Raw genomic sequence first — 13,274 nt, 5'->3', positions numbered from 1 at the left:
CCCCGCGAGCGGGGACACTTTGGGGTTAACAGGTTAGACGAGAAATAACGAAATAGCCGGTATGTAGGTCACCAACATCAGCATGAGTAACAAGGTACCCAGTAACGGTAGAGACTGGCGGAAAAACTGTCCGACAGAAACCTGCGTAATATTGCAGACCAGTAACATGACGGTGCCAACCGGCGGCGTGAAGGCGCCAATAGAAAGGTTGAAAATCATGATGATACCGAAGTGTACCGGGTCGATTCCAAAATGCGCCACGACAGGTTTAAGCAAGGGAACCAGAATCAGCAGAATGGCATTCCCTTCAAGAAACATCCCCAGTGTTAGCAAAAGAATATTGATAATTAACAGGAATATGTATTTGTTTTCTGTCAGCGTCGTGACAAAGTTCGCCACCGCGACGCCAGCATGTTCCATTGAGAAGATCCAACCGAGCGCGGCACTTGCCATGATGACTAACATGACCGATGCCGTTGCCCGTGCCGTTTCTCCCAGCGCTTTCACGACATGGCCGAGAGTCATTTGACGATAAATGAAGAAACCGATAATCAACACGATGAGCACCGCTGCCGCACCGGCTTCTGTTGGGGTGAAGATGTTGGCGCGAATCCCCCCGACGACGGCAAAAATCAAAAACAGAGCGGGCCATGCCTGCCCAAGCGAGAAGAGCGCTTCCTTACCGGTAGGCCAGGTGTCGCGTGAGGGCTTAGCGTTGGTTTTACGGGCAACCAGATAAACCGTAAACATTAACAACACCGCACAGAGCAGACCCGGAATCAGACCAGCCATGAACATTTTTCCGATGGAGACGTCTGCCACCAGCCCATAAATAATCAGGGCAATTCCCGGTGGGATAATCGGGGTGACAAGCGATCCCCCGGCGGTGATCGCCGCTGCAAAGGCGCGGTTGTAGCCTTTACGCTCCATCTCGGGGACCATCATGCGTGACAGCATCGCAGCGTCGGCCAGGTTTGAGGCGCTGACCCCTCCCATCATGGTACTGACCAGAATATTAGCGACACCGAGTCCGCCCCGCATTTTACCGACCAGAATATTCGCCACCTGCAGGATACGTTCTGCAATACCGGTATAACTCATCAGCGTACCCAACAAGATAAAGAAGGGTATTGCCAGCAGGGATGGGCTTTGGGTTGGCGCAATCAACCGCTGAACCGCAATTTCAATCGGAACCGTGGAAAAGAAGAGGAAATAGGCAATAATGCCGATAAACATTGCCAGATAAACACGAATATTCAGAAATAAGCACACGATCATTAGTGGAATAATTAATAACCAGCTCATTGTTTTTCCTCACCGACATCGGCCTGTTTAACGTCATTAATTAACCAGTAGAGCGTGTACGCTGCCGTTGCCAGGGTGCCGACCGGAACGGCGACATCAATCCAGAACCAGGACACTTTTAAGATTTGCGTGACCTTGTACTGCGCCATTTCCGCCAGTCGATAACCCAGCCAGGCCATATAAACCAGCAATCCGATGGACAGCACAGCAACCAGCGAGGCAATAATGCGTTTGATTTTATGCGGGAGCATATCGACGACAAAAGGAATCGTCAGATGCGCCCGGTCGCGCTCAGCCACCACGCCCCCCAACATCACTACCCAAATCATCAGCAGTCCGGACATTTCCTCGGTCCATTGAATGGGCTGTCCGACAAAATAGCGCATGAATACGGCGGCAATGGTCATTATCACCAGGATAAACAGTGCCAGTGCTGCGCTCAGTTCTACAAGCTTGCCAAAGAAACGCATTAATCCTCCTTCAGAGAGTCGCCCTGGCCTTGAGAGAAAAAGGTTTAGGGCGATCTGGGCCTGTATTTATTGCAGTTGCTGTTGAATGGTTTCATACAAACCCGGCGTCCACTCCGGGAATTGCGTGTACACGTCGCGAGCTTTCTGGCGGAATGCTTCAGTATCCGGGTAAATTACTTCGACGCCTTCCGCTTCCATGGCCTTCAGCATTTCGGCGTCGCGTTCAATCGTTAATTTTTGGCTATAGAGACCCGCTTCATAACCCGTTGAGTGAATCAATTCCAGCTGCTCAGGAGAGAGCGTACTGAAAAAGGCTTCGCCACCAATCCATACCGAGGTGTTGGTCAGGTAATTGACCATCGACAGATATTTCGCCTGCTCAAACAGTTTTTGTCCTTGCAGAACAGAAATCGGGTTTTCAACGCCATCAATAACGCCCTGAGTCAGTGCAGGGTAAACTTCACCCAGCGGCATAGGGGTTGGCGTGGCGCCCATTGCCTGAATGGCTTTAATTTGCATGACATTATTTGGTACGCGGATTTTCATCCCCGCCAGATCTTCCACTTTGCGAATCGGTTTTTTAGAAATAATCTGACGGGTGCCGTACAGATAATTGTTCATCACCACATGAATCCCTTTTTTCTTCAGGTCTTCATTTTTTTGACGGAACCAGTCGCTCTCATAGATTTTGAAGAGTTTTTGCGGATCGTCAGTCAGATAAGGTCCAAACAAAATACCTAAATCAGGTTCATAATCGGCAAGGAAAGCCACGTCGGTGAGCGTGATGACGTTCATTCCCATCATGGCTTGTTCAGTCACATCTTGTTTTGACCCTAGCTGTGAGCTGGGATAGAGAACCAGGGTTATTTCTCCATTACTTTTTTTATTCAGAATGTCAGCCCAGTAGCGCATCACCACATCTAATGGCTCGCCTGGATTATTCTCATATGCGACTTTAATAGAAAGCGGTTTAGCCTGAATGGTGAATGGCAGAAAAAAAGTACAAACAGTAATCAGCACGGCTATTATCTTGTTCATTTTCTACTTGCTCCCAGGGGTCAACGAATAAAACCAACTTTTTTACTGGCGAAAAAATTCAGAGTGAATCCTGCCTAATCAGAAAGTAAGCAGAAAGTCATCATGGTGCTGTATGCGTTGTATGAAATCGTGCTCTTGCTAAAGGTTTGTTGTTTTTAATGTGTTTTTAATTTACTCGTTTTCTTGTCGAATAGAGCGAATCATCGATTGCTTCGCCGTATTCAGGTGGTTACGCAGTGCAAGAAGCGCATCGAGATCGCTGCGGCAAATCAGCGCGCTGAGGATGGTCATGTGCTCATCAATGGCGATGATATTGCGTTGTTTAAGATCGCGCTCATCCCACTGGTAATGGAAATGGAAGATCACTGAAATAATCTCAAGCGATTGATTAAAAAATATATTATCGGCAGCTGAGAGCAGCAGTGCGTGAAAATCACGGTCCAGCAGGGAGAACATACGGAAGTCGCTGCCGACGCTGTCGCGCAGCGTACGGTGGCGTTCCAGCAGCATTTTGGCCTGCAGCCAGCGCGGATCGTCATCCGGCAGATTGAGAAAATGCTGTAGCGCATGGGTTTCCAGCATCTCACGCAGCTCAAAAAGCTGTTCTGCATAGGACTGATCGAACTTTTTCATGCTCCATTGGCCGCGTTTCTCGCTCTGGATGAGATCGTAACGTCCAAATTTTAAAAGGTATTCTCGTACCACCACCGGGCTGACCCCAGCCGCTCTGGCCAGTTGAAGTTCAGAGAACGTCTCGCCAGCGCGAAGCTGGCGTTGGTTAATCATCGTATAAAACGCCTGCTCAAAAATACGGTTCTGCTCGGCCATGGAGGCGGTGGTACAGGCAAAACCATCATCATGTTCGGGGCTTCGGGTAATGACGTGGTCGTTGCCGACCAGAGTCAGCACGCCGCACTCGCTGAGGTGGTTCAGCATGTGGCGCACGGTGGTACGGCTGATGTTGTACATCTCAGCTAAGGCGCTTTGCGACGGCAACGGTGAAGGAAGGTGGCCGCGCGCCATATCATCGATCACCTGGTTAATAACATTGTGACGTAAATTTTGCGAACGGCTCATCGGGATCTCCTTTTGACTGCATTAAAACCCGATTTAAAACATTTTAATGCGCAGAGTTTCACAAATTAGCTTTCTCGTTACGCGGCTATTTCTATTTTCATCAATATCTGAAGCAACAAAGAAACAGGAGCGCATAACGATGTCCACAATGAATATGTTGATTTGCCAGGAACCCAAAAAATTAATTCATGAGAAACGCGCAATTCCAATTCCGGATAAACAGGAAGCGCTAATTAAAATTAAGTCTGTCGGTATTTGCGGAACCGATATTCATGCCTGGGGAGGTAATCAACCTTTTTTTAGTTATCCGCGCGTGTTAGGCCATGAAATATGTGGGGATATTGTGACGCTCGGCGAGAAGGTGACGCAGTTTAAAGTGGGTCAACAGGTAGCGGTGATCCCGTATGTCGCCTGTCAGCAGTGTCCGGCGTGCCTGGGAGGACGAACGAACTGCTGCGAGAAGATCTCGGTGATCGGCGTGCATCAGGACGGGGGGTTTAGCGAGTATCTCAGCGTGCCGGCGACCAATCTGCTGTTGGCGGAGGGGATTGATCCTCAGGCTGCGGCGTTGATCGAGCCTTACGCGATTAGCGCGCATGCGGTACGCCGTGCCGCTATCGCCCCCGGTGAGCAGGTATTGGTCGTTGGAGCCGGACCGATTGGGATCGGCGCGGCGGCCATTGCCAAAGCAGAAGGGGCGCAGGTGGCGGTGGCCGATACCAGCGCTGCACGTCGCGAACACGTTGCTTCTCGTCTTGACCTGCCGGTAGTGGATCCCTCTGCGGCAGATTTTGAGGCTCAACTGCGCGCGCTGTTTGGCGGTCCACTGGCGCAGAAAGTGCTCGATGCGACGGGGAACCCGCATGCCATGAACAATAGCGTTAACTTGATCCGCCACGGCGGCACCATCGTTTTTGTCGGGCTGTTTAAAGGCGACTTGCAGTTCTCTGACCCGGAATTTCACAAGAAAGAGACCACCATGATGGGCAGTCGTAACGCCACGCCGGAGGATTTTGCGAAAGTGGGACGACTGATGGCAGAAGGCAAACTGAGCGCTGAAATGATGCTTACGCATCGCTATCCGTTCAGCCAGCTTGCGGAGATCTTCGAACAGGATGTGATTAACAACCGGGCGTTGATCAAAGGAGTGATTACGTTCTGACGATTGCCATGCAGCGCCCGGAGTGGTGTTGGGCGCTGTTTTTTTTATTGTCGGTGGTCAGCCCTGAGCGCTGACCACTTTGATTTCAACCATTCCGATCCCCAGCTTACGCGGTGAGTGACCGAGGATGTTGCCTTCGTTGGTCGGGACCGGATCGGGCGGGACAATCACCAGCGTATCGGACTCTGTCGGGTTGTCGAAATGCAGCGTGGTGGTGGTAACATCGTGACCTAGCACCAGCGTCTGCTCTTCCTTGCCTACGCGCACCGGAATGGGACGATTCGCATTGTCGCCGAAGGCTTTCGCGGTGATCACCAGATCGAATTTTTTCGGCAGCGGCTGTTTGTACTCGATCTTCACTTCTTCTGCCAGTTGCGCGTTAGACCAGCGTCCCCAGGATTCCGGACGAGAAATCCCGCTGAACTGCTTCACCTCTTCCGGCGCGCCTGCCACGTTGAAGATAAAGCTGTCGGCTTTATAGCGGATGTCGTTGTCGACAATTTTCAGGGTATCGACGTTGCCTTTATAGCGTTCCATGTCGATCATTGTGTCTTTAAAGGCCGTCTTACCTTTCCACTGCGCTTTATCAACATGCTGGACGATTTGCTCGCCGCCAAGCTGTCCCTGCGAGACACACCAGTCGGTTGAGAGCGCCAGTTCCGGTGACCACAACTGGCCCATCTTGTAGCAGCGATCGACCCAAACGAAGTTATCGCGTGGGGCAAAGTCGGCAAGCTGGTAGCGCAGCGGAGCGGAGTATTCACTTTCCGGCAGTGGCTCGACGCGCTTATCCGACACCCGCAGCAGCAGCGGCAGACGGAAATGGCTGCCGGAGAAGGCGATCATATTTTTATCCCGGTCGACGGTGAAATCTTTCATCTCTTTCGGGAAGTTCCACAGGCGAATGATGTCCGGCTTCATGGCGAGGATCTTTTCTTTGCTGTTGAGGAACACTTCCGACATCGACTGACCTGACAGGCTACTACGCCCCAGGCCAATAAAGTTATCGCCGCCGAGAATATCCAGCACCGTGGCGCCGTTATCCATGGTGTTACGTTTGACCGCCAGCGTCTCCTGCTGAGGTTTGTCGCCACGTATCACGAAGAACAGGTTGTTGCGATCCTGCTTGTTCAGGTATTTCCATGCGCTGTTGTTCATCGCCAGATGGTCTGAAGAGACCACAATCACCGTATTTTTAAACCACGGTGATGCTTTGATTTTATTGATAAATGCCGCGATATTTTCCTGACTACAGCTGACGGCGCTAAAAGACTGGTTAGGTTTACCGTCGAAATCATAGCGTTTTCGCTGACAGGCACGTGAGATAAAGCCATCCGGATGATGGGTATCAACGGTCAGGGTAAACAACGAAAAACGCTGGCCGGAACGGGAGAGCTCTTCGAACTTCTTCCACGCTTCATCCAGTACCGTATCGTCATAGAAGCCCCAGTCATTGCGGTAATTCGGATCGGCGACGACGCTTTTTAACTCTTCGGCGCCATACAGATAATCGAAGCCGTGGGACTTCAGGAACACGTCTTTCCCGGCAAAACGCAGGTTTGCCCCTTGCACAAAGTGGTTTTGATAGCCGGAGTTTTTCAGGATATCCCCGAGGCAGATATTTTGCGGGAAGAAGCTGGAGACTGACGCTGACGCGTTGCCTTCAAACGGCGCGAACAGGGGAATACCGCACTGGGAAGCGACCATTCCGGCGATGGTGTAGTCTGTACCCGGTAACTGCTGGGTGTGGCTGAAATCCATACCTTCGTTTTTCAACGCGCCGAGTTCCGGGGTGAGTTCCGGGAAGGCCTCATTGTCGAAATAGGTACGCTCCAGGCTTTCACCGTAGATGTACACCAGATTCAGTTTCGGGTTGGGGATGCTTTTCGCCGGTTCTTTATAGTAGGCCGCGAAATCGGGATCGCCCTCTCGGGTCTGGGATTTAACCAGTTCGCTGATCTGACGAAATGCCGGGCTGGCATCGACGGAGCCCAGCGCCAACAGCAGTGCCAGCAGGCTGTAACCAAAATGGTGGGGATGATGGCGACGACGACGCAGCACCCAGCCCAGCGTGCCAAAGACCGCCACGAGCGCTAATGCAATGCCGATGCCCGGCAGAATGTATTTGCCGACACCGGCCCCTGTCAGACTGTTCGTCAACGTGTAGAGTACGGCATCGTTAATTCCATCACCGGTGAAATAGTCGCTGGCGAAAAGCGTGATATTCAGAATCACAAAAAGTCCCAGCACCGTCAGGGTAGCGATAAACCACCAGGTGTTGCGACCCGCTTTGCAGGCATAAATCAATACAGAGGCAAGAAACAGCGCGATGGAGAGTAACTCAGACAACGGACGATCCTCACAAATAGCCTTGTGATTAGGCTTTAAACCAGGCCTTCGACTGGCAGATTAGCGTTTACAGAAAGTACAATGTAATGGGGTTGTCACTTAGCTGCAATTCTAGTGACATTTAATTACCTTGTTATTCAGAATTGGTTTAGAAAGAGGCTTTTTTGATCGCCGTCACTTCCCGCCATGCCTGGGATGAGCATGAAAGAAGGGCGAAAAGGGGGGAGAAGCGCCGCGACTGGCGAAAAACGACCAAAACGCGGCGTCGGGGATCAGGAAATAAAGTTCATACCCTGTTTGAGTACCAGGTCGCAGGCTTTGGTTTTCACCTTTTCTGCGAGCGGCGTGCTGCCGATATTGTTCAGGTTAAGCTGCTGACCGTCTTTGGTATTGAGCAGACCCTGAATACCGTCCAGATAGTTGGTGTCCTGCTTTTGCTCGGTCGCGCCGAGGCCAAGCTTATCCAGTACCTGATTTTTCACATTTTCCGCATCGGTAACGGACGCCAGCTTCTGCTTCGCGCAGTATTGCAAAATCCCGGCGGCGTTATTCATATTGTTCGCACTCAGCGCCTGGTTGCCGCCGTTCAGCAGGCTGGTCAGGGAAGAGAGCGAGGTGCCGCTTTGCGATGAGGTGGTACTCTGCTTGCTCAGTTCGCTGGCGGCGCTGGAGAGCGAGTCTTGCCAGGAGGCGGCGAAAGTATTGGCGGCGAAGCAGGCACTGGCCGCGATTACGCAGCACAGCAAACGTTTTGTCGTTTTCATTGTGATTACTCGTGTATAAACCATGGTCGGAGTATAGCGCCGCTCAGTCTAAGAATGGTCTTAATACTCTTTGCCGGTTACCCGACTGCGAAAACTGTCCCAGTTGAAGATCACCCACAGGCTATTGCCCAGTCGCATGCGATCCATCACGCGTTCACCCAGCAGTTTGGTCATTTCTTCCATGTTACTGTTAGTGAGCATGCCGGTCGGGCGTTTTGAAGAGGAACGACGATCGACGATCTGGTTGATGATCACTTTTTCATAGCGCGATTCGGTTTGCACGCCGATCTCATCAATGACCAGCAGATCAACATTGCTCAAATCGTTGAGCAACTGCTCTTCACTGGTTTGGCGATTGCTGAACGTCTCTTTCATCGCCGACATGATGTCCGCCACGGTGATTATCAGTACCGACTTTCCGCGCAGCAGCAGCTCGTTGCAGATTGCCGCGGCGAGGTGGTTTTTCCCCGTTCCCGGTTTGCCTGAGAAGATAAAACTGGCGATGTTGCCGTCGAACTCTTCCACGTACTGACGCGCTTTGCTTAGCGCATTCATCTGGCCTTCGCATTCCACATGATAGTTATCGAAAGAGCAGTTTTGATGTAACGGACGGATGCCGGAACGGTTAAAAGTGCGCTGCATTTTCATCGCCCGATTTTCGCGAGCCAGTGCGGCGGCGCGAATTTCACCTTGCTCTTTCTGCCATGCCAGTAGTTCTTCACCCGTTTTAAACGCCGGTTCGATATGGGCGGGCATCATTTTTTGCAGACGTTTCATCAGATCGCCAACGTTTTTCATGGTTAACCTCTAAAGCCCGGTGGAATTTGATTATCTGGTTCGCTGACCGTATTCACATCACGTTTCGGCAAGCCGCCGTTGCTTGCGCGGCCGATCTGGACGCTGCGCGCCAGTTTTTGCTGCCACTGCACGTGATGAAACACTTTGCCTTCCGCTTGCCAGTAAGTCACGAACGAAGCCAGCTCTTCGGTGGTGACCGGCTCTCTTAACGCCACGCCCCACAGTGCGGCCTGACGCTGAAAGTCGGCATCCGGCTGCCAGGCGGGATACATGGCGAATTTCCCCAGCGGTACGGCGACCGGCACCGGTTGCGGTTCTTCATAAAACTGTGCATCCAGCGTCACATCGCTCCCAGGACGAGCGAGCTTTTCTTCGAGCGCCAGCAGTTGCGCCAGGCGTGCGGGGGTCAGCGCATAAAAAGCCGGGGCGTTATTGGCAAACACCGCCACCGCGCCAGCTTCAGACTTCGCCAGCACCGTCTGGTGATCGTGTAATAAGGCGTCAATACCAATGACGTCCGGGGTCAAAATTCTGGATGACATAACGTTTCTCAATACCGACTACAACCGAGAAGGGACACTGCTTCTATAGTAACACACCGATGAGGAGGAGCGGCAGGGATGCGCCTGCCGCGGCGATTAAACGCGTGGGCGTTTTCGGTAGAGCCACAAGCCGGGCACGGAGAGTCCGATCGAAAGCGCGCCCACAATCGACGAGGCTTTCAGGAAATTGGTCAGCAGCGTAATCATCAACGGTTCGCTGTAGCCGAAGTGGCCGATTTTCACCGCAGAGATCATTGCCGTGTAGGCTGAAATTCCGGGGAACATCGGGATCACCGCCGCAACGGTAAACACTTTGGGATGCGCCAGATACCAGCGCGACCATTGGATGCCGATGCTGCCGACAAGCAGCGAGGCAACAAACGTTGACCATTCAATATTAAACCCGGCGGTCATCATCACCATACGCGAACCGTGACCGAGCGCACCGAGCAGCGCACACCAGGGTAGGGCGCGGTGGGGGACGTTAAAGACCATCGCAAACCCCAGTGCCGGGATCGCGGAAAGCAGCATGTCCTGCATCAGCGCGAGAATGAAATCGATTATACCCATCCGCGAAGCCCCCAAAGTGTCAGCGCCATGACCACGCCCACGCAGGTTGCGAGCGTCAGCAAGCTGGCGATCGCCCAGCGCGCCAGACCGGTATTGATGTGTCCTTTAAACATATCCGCCACCGCGTTGATCAGCGGAAAACCGGGAACCAGCAGCAGGACGCTGGCGGCCATCGCCACCGTGGGCGTCTGGCTAAAGGCGGGAAGGTGTAACATCAGGCCGGAAATGGTGGTCGCGACAAAAGCCGTGACGCAAAAGTTGATCTGTGGATGCAAATGACGATGCGCCAGGATTTGACGAATATACATCGCCACCATGCTGGCAAAAAAGGTAATCACCGCGCCGTCCCAACCGCCGTTATTCAGCTTACAGAAGCAGGCGCAGGAGAGGCCGACCATCAACGCGACCAGCCAGCGCGGATAGCGCAGGGGCCTGACCTGGCTGAAACGTTTCTCGACGCCTTTGTAATCCAGCAGCTTATGTTCGGCGAGAATGACGATGTGCTGAACCTCAGTGACCACATGCATATTAATGCCGCGATCCTGGTTTTTTCGCGTGGAGGTCAGGCATTGCCCATCTTTAATAGTGGTCAGAACGATAGCATTGGAGGAGATAGCGCTTTCGACGCTGTCCATCCCCAATGCCAGTCCAAGTCGGGTAGAGAGTTCATCAACCAACGCGCTCTCCGCGCCGTGTTGCAGTAAAAAAAGCCCACACTGAATGCATAACCGTGTAACCGTTCGCTGTAATGACTGCTCTTCTTGCATGACTCGCCCTGGCTGAAAAGACGCGTTACGTACTGTCGAATGACGAAAGACATCTTTGTATCACGAAGTGCGCGTTTTTTGGCTCCGGCTGAGATCAATCTTTCTGTTGAAAAAAGAACCCGCTCTACGGTGGCCGGAATTTGAACTGCGCCACAGTTTTGCTAAATCGGTGAAAAGTGCAATTTTTAACCGCATTTAGCCCTTCTTTTTCTGTGTCTGCTTATCAAAAATGCAATTTGAAACTTTTATTCAACATTGATTAAACAAATAATCAACGATGCAGACGAGGAATGTGATGAAAACTCAGGTCGCAATTATTGGGGCAGGACCTTCCGGCCTGCTACTGGGACAATTACTGCATAAGGTGGGGATCCGCACACTCATCATTGAACGTCAGACGCCGGAGTATGTGCTGGGGCGCATCCGGGCGGGGATCCTCGAGAGTGGGACGGTTTCGCTTTTGCGGGAAGCTGGTGTGGCGCAGCGCATGGACAGCGAAGGTCTCGTACATCATGGCGTTGAGTTTATTTTTGATGGCAAACGCATTCCCGTCGCGCTGAGTGAATTGACCGGCGGCAAAAGCGTGATGGTCTACGGACAAACGGAAGTCACACGGGACCTGATGCAAGCGCGTAGCGACTGTGGTGCGCCTACGATTTATGGCGTTCAGCAGGTAGACATTCACGATGCTAAAAGTGACCGTCCTTTTGTCACGTTTGAGAAAGAAGGGGAGAAGTGCCGCATTGAGTGCGATTTCATTGCCGGGTGTGATGGATTCCACGGCGTTTCCCGACAAAGTATTCCGCGTGATGTCATTCGCGAATACGAAAGCATCTGGCCGTTTGGCTGGCTGGGGCTGCTGGCCGATACGCCGCCAGTCAATCCGGAGTTGATTTATGCGCATCATGAGCGCGGATTTGTACTTTGTAGTCAGCGCTCACTAACACGAAGTCGCTACTATTTGCAGGTCCCGCTCAGCGAGCAGGTGGACTCCTGGAGCGATGAGCGTTTCTGGGGCGAGCTGAAACGGCGTCTGCCTGATGAACTGGCCATGAAGTTAGTGACTGGTCACTCACTTGAAAAGAGTATCGCACCATTACGTAGCTACGTGGTGGAACCGATGCAATATGGCAAGCTCTTTCTGGTTGGTGATGCGGCGCATATCGTGCCGCCGACCGGTGCAAAGGGACTGAATCTGGCCGCGTCTGATGTGAATTATTTATGGCGTATTTTGACGCAGTACTATCAGCACGGGCGTAACGACCTGCTGGCGACCTATTCCCGACTGGCCCTGAACCGGGTATGGAAGGGGGAGCGTTTCAGCTGGTTTATGACCCATCTGCTGCATGATTTTCAGGGAAAGAGCGATTTTGATCGCAAGATGCAGGAGGCGGACCGTCAGTACTATCTGGGCTCGCAAGCGGGACTGACGACAATCGCGGAGAACTATGTCGGACTGCCTTACGAAAAGATTGGTGAGTAATGAGGAAAAATGATGCCACCGGCTGACATTGTCCCTGTTTTTAAATTGTATGGTGAACACCAGGGATGGCCCACTCCCGACCTGCTGCACTGCGAATCAATTCATCAGCGCAGCAGTTTATATGAGTGGCATATTAGGGTGCATCAGCATGCGGAGATCGTCCAGTTGCTCTACTTGCATCGGGGGGAGGCAACGATTGAAATCGAGGGGCAGACGACGATGATGCGTGATGCCTGTATTCAGGTCGTCCCTGCGCTTTGTGTCCACGGTTTTCGCTTTTCCCCCGGGACGCAAGGTTACGTTCTTTCTCTGGCGTTACCGCTGATTGGCCGCCTGGAGTCTCAGTTCCCACAGCCGTTGTCATTGCTCACTACCCCTCAGTGCGTGCCGGTGGCTCAGTCTCGCAGCCACATCCGCACGTTGTTTTCCGCCTTGCAGAGGGAGTATCAGACGGATAACGAGGCGCGGGAAATGATGCTGTTTTCATTGCTGAGTGCGCTGCTGGTCTGGCTTCGTAGGCAGCGTCTGCCGGTTCAGCCATCGAATGACACCCTGGCGCGCCGGCGTAGCGCAATAGGCCTTTTTGCCCGGCAGATTGAGAGCCACTATCGCGAACATCTTCCCCTTGCAGAATACGCGCATCGAATCGGGCTTTCCGCAAATTACCTGAATCAGTTATGCCGTGAATTTCATCATTGCAGTGCATTAAGCGTTTTGCATCAGCGGTTGATGCTCGAAGCCAAACGTAGCCTGCAATATACCAGCATGACGGTAAGCCAGATCTCCGACTATCTGGGATTCAGCGATGTTACCTATTTTTCCCGCTTCTTTAAAAAACACGCCGCGTTGTCTCCGAAGGCATACCGGGAATATATTAAGAATAAATAGCTTGTCCAAATTTGGATAAATAAAAAATTCATATATAAAATAAGAATGTTTAATATCCTGT

At 52.1% G+C, this 13,274-nt stretch carries 13 protein-coding genes; 3 read left to right on the top strand and 10 right to left on the bottom strand.

The genetic code is table 11. The annotated features are described in order from the left end of the window. Nucleotides 1-33 precede the first annotated feature (33 nt). The 4 genes from AOY24_RS13260 to AOY24_RS13245 form a co-directional block, all read right to left on the bottom strand. A complete protein-coding gene (locus AOY24_RS13260) occupies nucleotides 34-1,305 on the bottom strand; it encodes a TRAP transporter large permease (protein ID WP_044253891.1) in 1,272 nt (423 codons plus the stop codon). After that, nucleotides 1,302-1,775: a TRAP transporter small permease gene (locus AOY24_RS13255; protein ID WP_042999314.1), complete on the bottom strand. Its 474-nt coding sequence runs from the start codon at nucleotides 1,773-1,775 to the stop codon at nucleotides 1,302-1,304. The genes AOY24_RS13260 and AOY24_RS13255 overlap by 4 nt, the downstream gene beginning before the upstream one ends. A 66-nt stretch (nucleotides 1,776-1,841) precedes the next feature. Then, nucleotides 1,842-2,813 carry a C4-dicarboxylate TRAP transporter substrate-binding protein gene (locus tag AOY24_RS13250; RefSeq protein WP_042999315.1) on the bottom strand — a complete coding sequence of 324 codons (972 nt, stop codon included), beginning with the start codon at nucleotides 2,811-2,813 and terminating at the stop codon, nucleotides 1,842-1,844. 171 nt (nucleotides 2,814-2,984) lie between these two features. Beyond that, complete coding sequence (locus AOY24_RS13245; protein WP_042999316.1) at nucleotides 2,985-3,890, bottom strand: GntR family transcriptional regulator; 906 nt, start codon at nucleotides 3,888-3,890, stop codon at nucleotides 2,985-2,987. A 139-nt stretch (nucleotides 3,891-4,029) separates the two neighbouring features. On the opposite strand from AOY24_RS13245, the gene AOY24_RS13240 reads away from it, so the two are divergent. After that, nucleotides 4,030-5,052, top strand: coding sequence for a zinc-binding alcohol dehydrogenase family protein (locus AOY24_RS13240; protein WP_054176775.1), 1,023 nt, complete (start codon nucleotides 4,030-4,032; stop codon nucleotides 5,050-5,052). A 57-nt stretch (nucleotides 5,053-5,109) separates the two neighbouring features. Here the strand turns inward: AOY24_RS13240 and opgB are convergent, their stop codons facing one another. From opgB to AOY24_RS13210, 6 genes are all read right to left on the bottom strand, one after another. After that, nucleotides 5,110-7,401, bottom strand: a complete 2,292-nt coding sequence (opgB, locus tag AOY24_RS13235) for a phosphatidylglycerol--membrane-oligosaccharide glycerophosphotransferase (protein ID WP_044264452.1) — start codon at nucleotides 7,399-7,401, stop codon at nucleotides 5,110-5,112. A 272-nt stretch (nucleotides 7,402-7,673) separates the two neighbouring features. Further along, a complete protein-coding gene (locus tag AOY24_RS13230; RefSeq protein ID WP_042999319.1) occupies nucleotides 7,674-8,165 on the bottom strand; it encodes a DUF2501 domain-containing protein in 492 nt (163 codons plus the stop codon). A 60-nt stretch (nucleotides 8,166-8,225) separates the two neighbouring features. Beyond that, complete coding sequence (gene dnaC, locus AOY24_RS13225; protein WP_042321989.1) at nucleotides 8,226-8,963, bottom strand: DNA replication protein DnaC; 738 nt, start codon at nucleotides 8,961-8,963, stop codon at nucleotides 8,226-8,228. Between the two features lie 2 nt (nucleotides 8,964-8,965). Beyond that, nucleotides 8,966-9,505 carry a primosomal protein DnaT gene (gene dnaT, locus AOY24_RS13220; protein ID WP_044264448.1) on the bottom strand — a complete coding sequence of 180 codons (540 nt, stop codon included), beginning with the start codon at nucleotides 9,503-9,505 and terminating at the stop codon, nucleotides 8,966-8,968. A gap of 96 nt (nucleotides 9,506-9,601) precedes the next feature. After that, nucleotides 9,602-10,075 carry a threonine/serine exporter gene (locus AOY24_RS13215; RefSeq protein WP_042999321.1) on the bottom strand — a complete coding sequence of 158 codons (474 nt, stop codon included), beginning with the start codon at nucleotides 10,073-10,075 and terminating at the stop codon, nucleotides 9,602-9,604. Next, nucleotides 10,066-10,842 (bottom strand): threonine/serine exporter ThrE family protein, encoded by a 777-nt coding sequence (locus tag AOY24_RS13210; protein WP_042999322.1) that lies wholly within the window; start codon nucleotides 10,840-10,842, stop codon nucleotides 10,066-10,068. Before AOY24_RS13210 ends, AOY24_RS13215 begins: the two co-directional genes overlap by 10 nt. A 295-nt stretch (nucleotides 10,843-11,137) precedes the next feature. Here AOY24_RS13210 and pobA point away from each other — a divergent pair, with 295 nt between their 5' ends. Together pobA and AOY24_RS13200 are read left to right on the top strand one after the other, a co-directional pair. Further along, nucleotides 11,138-12,325 (top strand): 4-hydroxybenzoate 3-monooxygenase, encoded by a 1,188-nt coding sequence (pobA, locus tag AOY24_RS13205; protein WP_042999323.1) that lies wholly within the window; start codon nucleotides 11,138-11,140, stop codon nucleotides 12,323-12,325. 12 nt (nucleotides 12,326-12,337) lie between these two features. Beyond that, nucleotides 12,338-13,213 (top strand): helix-turn-helix domain-containing protein, encoded by an 876-nt coding sequence (locus AOY24_RS13200; protein WP_054176774.1) that lies wholly within the window; start codon nucleotides 12,338-12,340, stop codon nucleotides 13,211-13,213. Nucleotides 13,214-13,274 lie beyond the last annotated feature (61 nt).

Source organism: Citrobacter sp. CtB7.12 (assembly GCF_001297795.1).
GTDB classification, from domain to species: Bacteria; Pseudomonadota; Gammaproteobacteria; order Enterobacterales; family Enterobacteriaceae; genus Citrobacter_A; species Citrobacter_A amalonaticus.
Note: the sequence above shows the minus strand (reverse complement) of the source record. Positions and strands in the feature narration are given on the sequence as shown.

Bases quoted from the DNA above. Each gene is read 5' to 3' on its own strand.
- AOY24_RS13260 (WP_044253891.1), bottom strand. From the start codon at position 1,305: ATGAGCTGGTTATTAATTATTCCACTAATGATCGTGTGCTTATTTCTG.
- AOY24_RS13255 (WP_042999314.1), bottom strand. From the start codon at position 1,775: ATGCGTTTCTTTGGCAAGCTTGTAGAACTGAGCGCAGCACTGGCACTG.
- AOY24_RS13250 (WP_042999315.1), bottom strand. From the start codon at position 2,813: ATGAACAAGATAATAGCCGTGCTGATTACTGTTTGTACTTTTTTTCTG.
- AOY24_RS13245 (WP_042999316.1), bottom strand. From the start codon at position 3,890: ATGAGCCGTTCGCAAAATTTACGTCACAATGTTATTAACCAGGTGATC.
- AOY24_RS13240 (WP_054176775.1), top strand. From the start codon at position 4,030: ATGTCCACAATGAATATGTTGATTTGCCAGGAACCCAAAAAATTAATT.
- AOY24_RS13230 (WP_042999319.1), bottom strand. From the start codon at position 8,165: ATGAAAACGACAAAACGTTTGCTGTGCTGCGTAATCGCGGCCAGTGCC.
- dnaC (WP_042321989.1), bottom strand. From the start codon at position 8,963: ATGAAAAACGTTGGCGATCTGATGAAACGTCTGCAAAAAATGATGCCC.
- dnaT (WP_044264448.1), bottom strand. From the start codon at position 9,505: ATGTCATCCAGAATTTTGACCCCGGACGTCATTGGTATTGACGCCTTA.
- AOY24_RS13215 (WP_042999321.1), bottom strand. From the start codon at position 10,075: ATGGGTATAATCGATTTCATTCTCGCGCTGATGCAGGACATGCTGCTT.
- AOY24_RS13210 (WP_042999322.1), bottom strand. From the start codon at position 10,842: ATGCAAGAAGAGCAGTCATTACAGCGAACGGTTACACGGTTATGCATT.
- pobA (WP_042999323.1), top strand. From the start codon at position 11,138: ATGAAAACTCAGGTCGCAATTATTGGGGCAGGACCTTCCGGCCTGCTA.
- AOY24_RS13200 (WP_054176774.1), top strand. From the start codon at position 12,338: ATGCCACCGGCTGACATTGTCCCTGTTTTTAAATTGTATGGTGAACAC.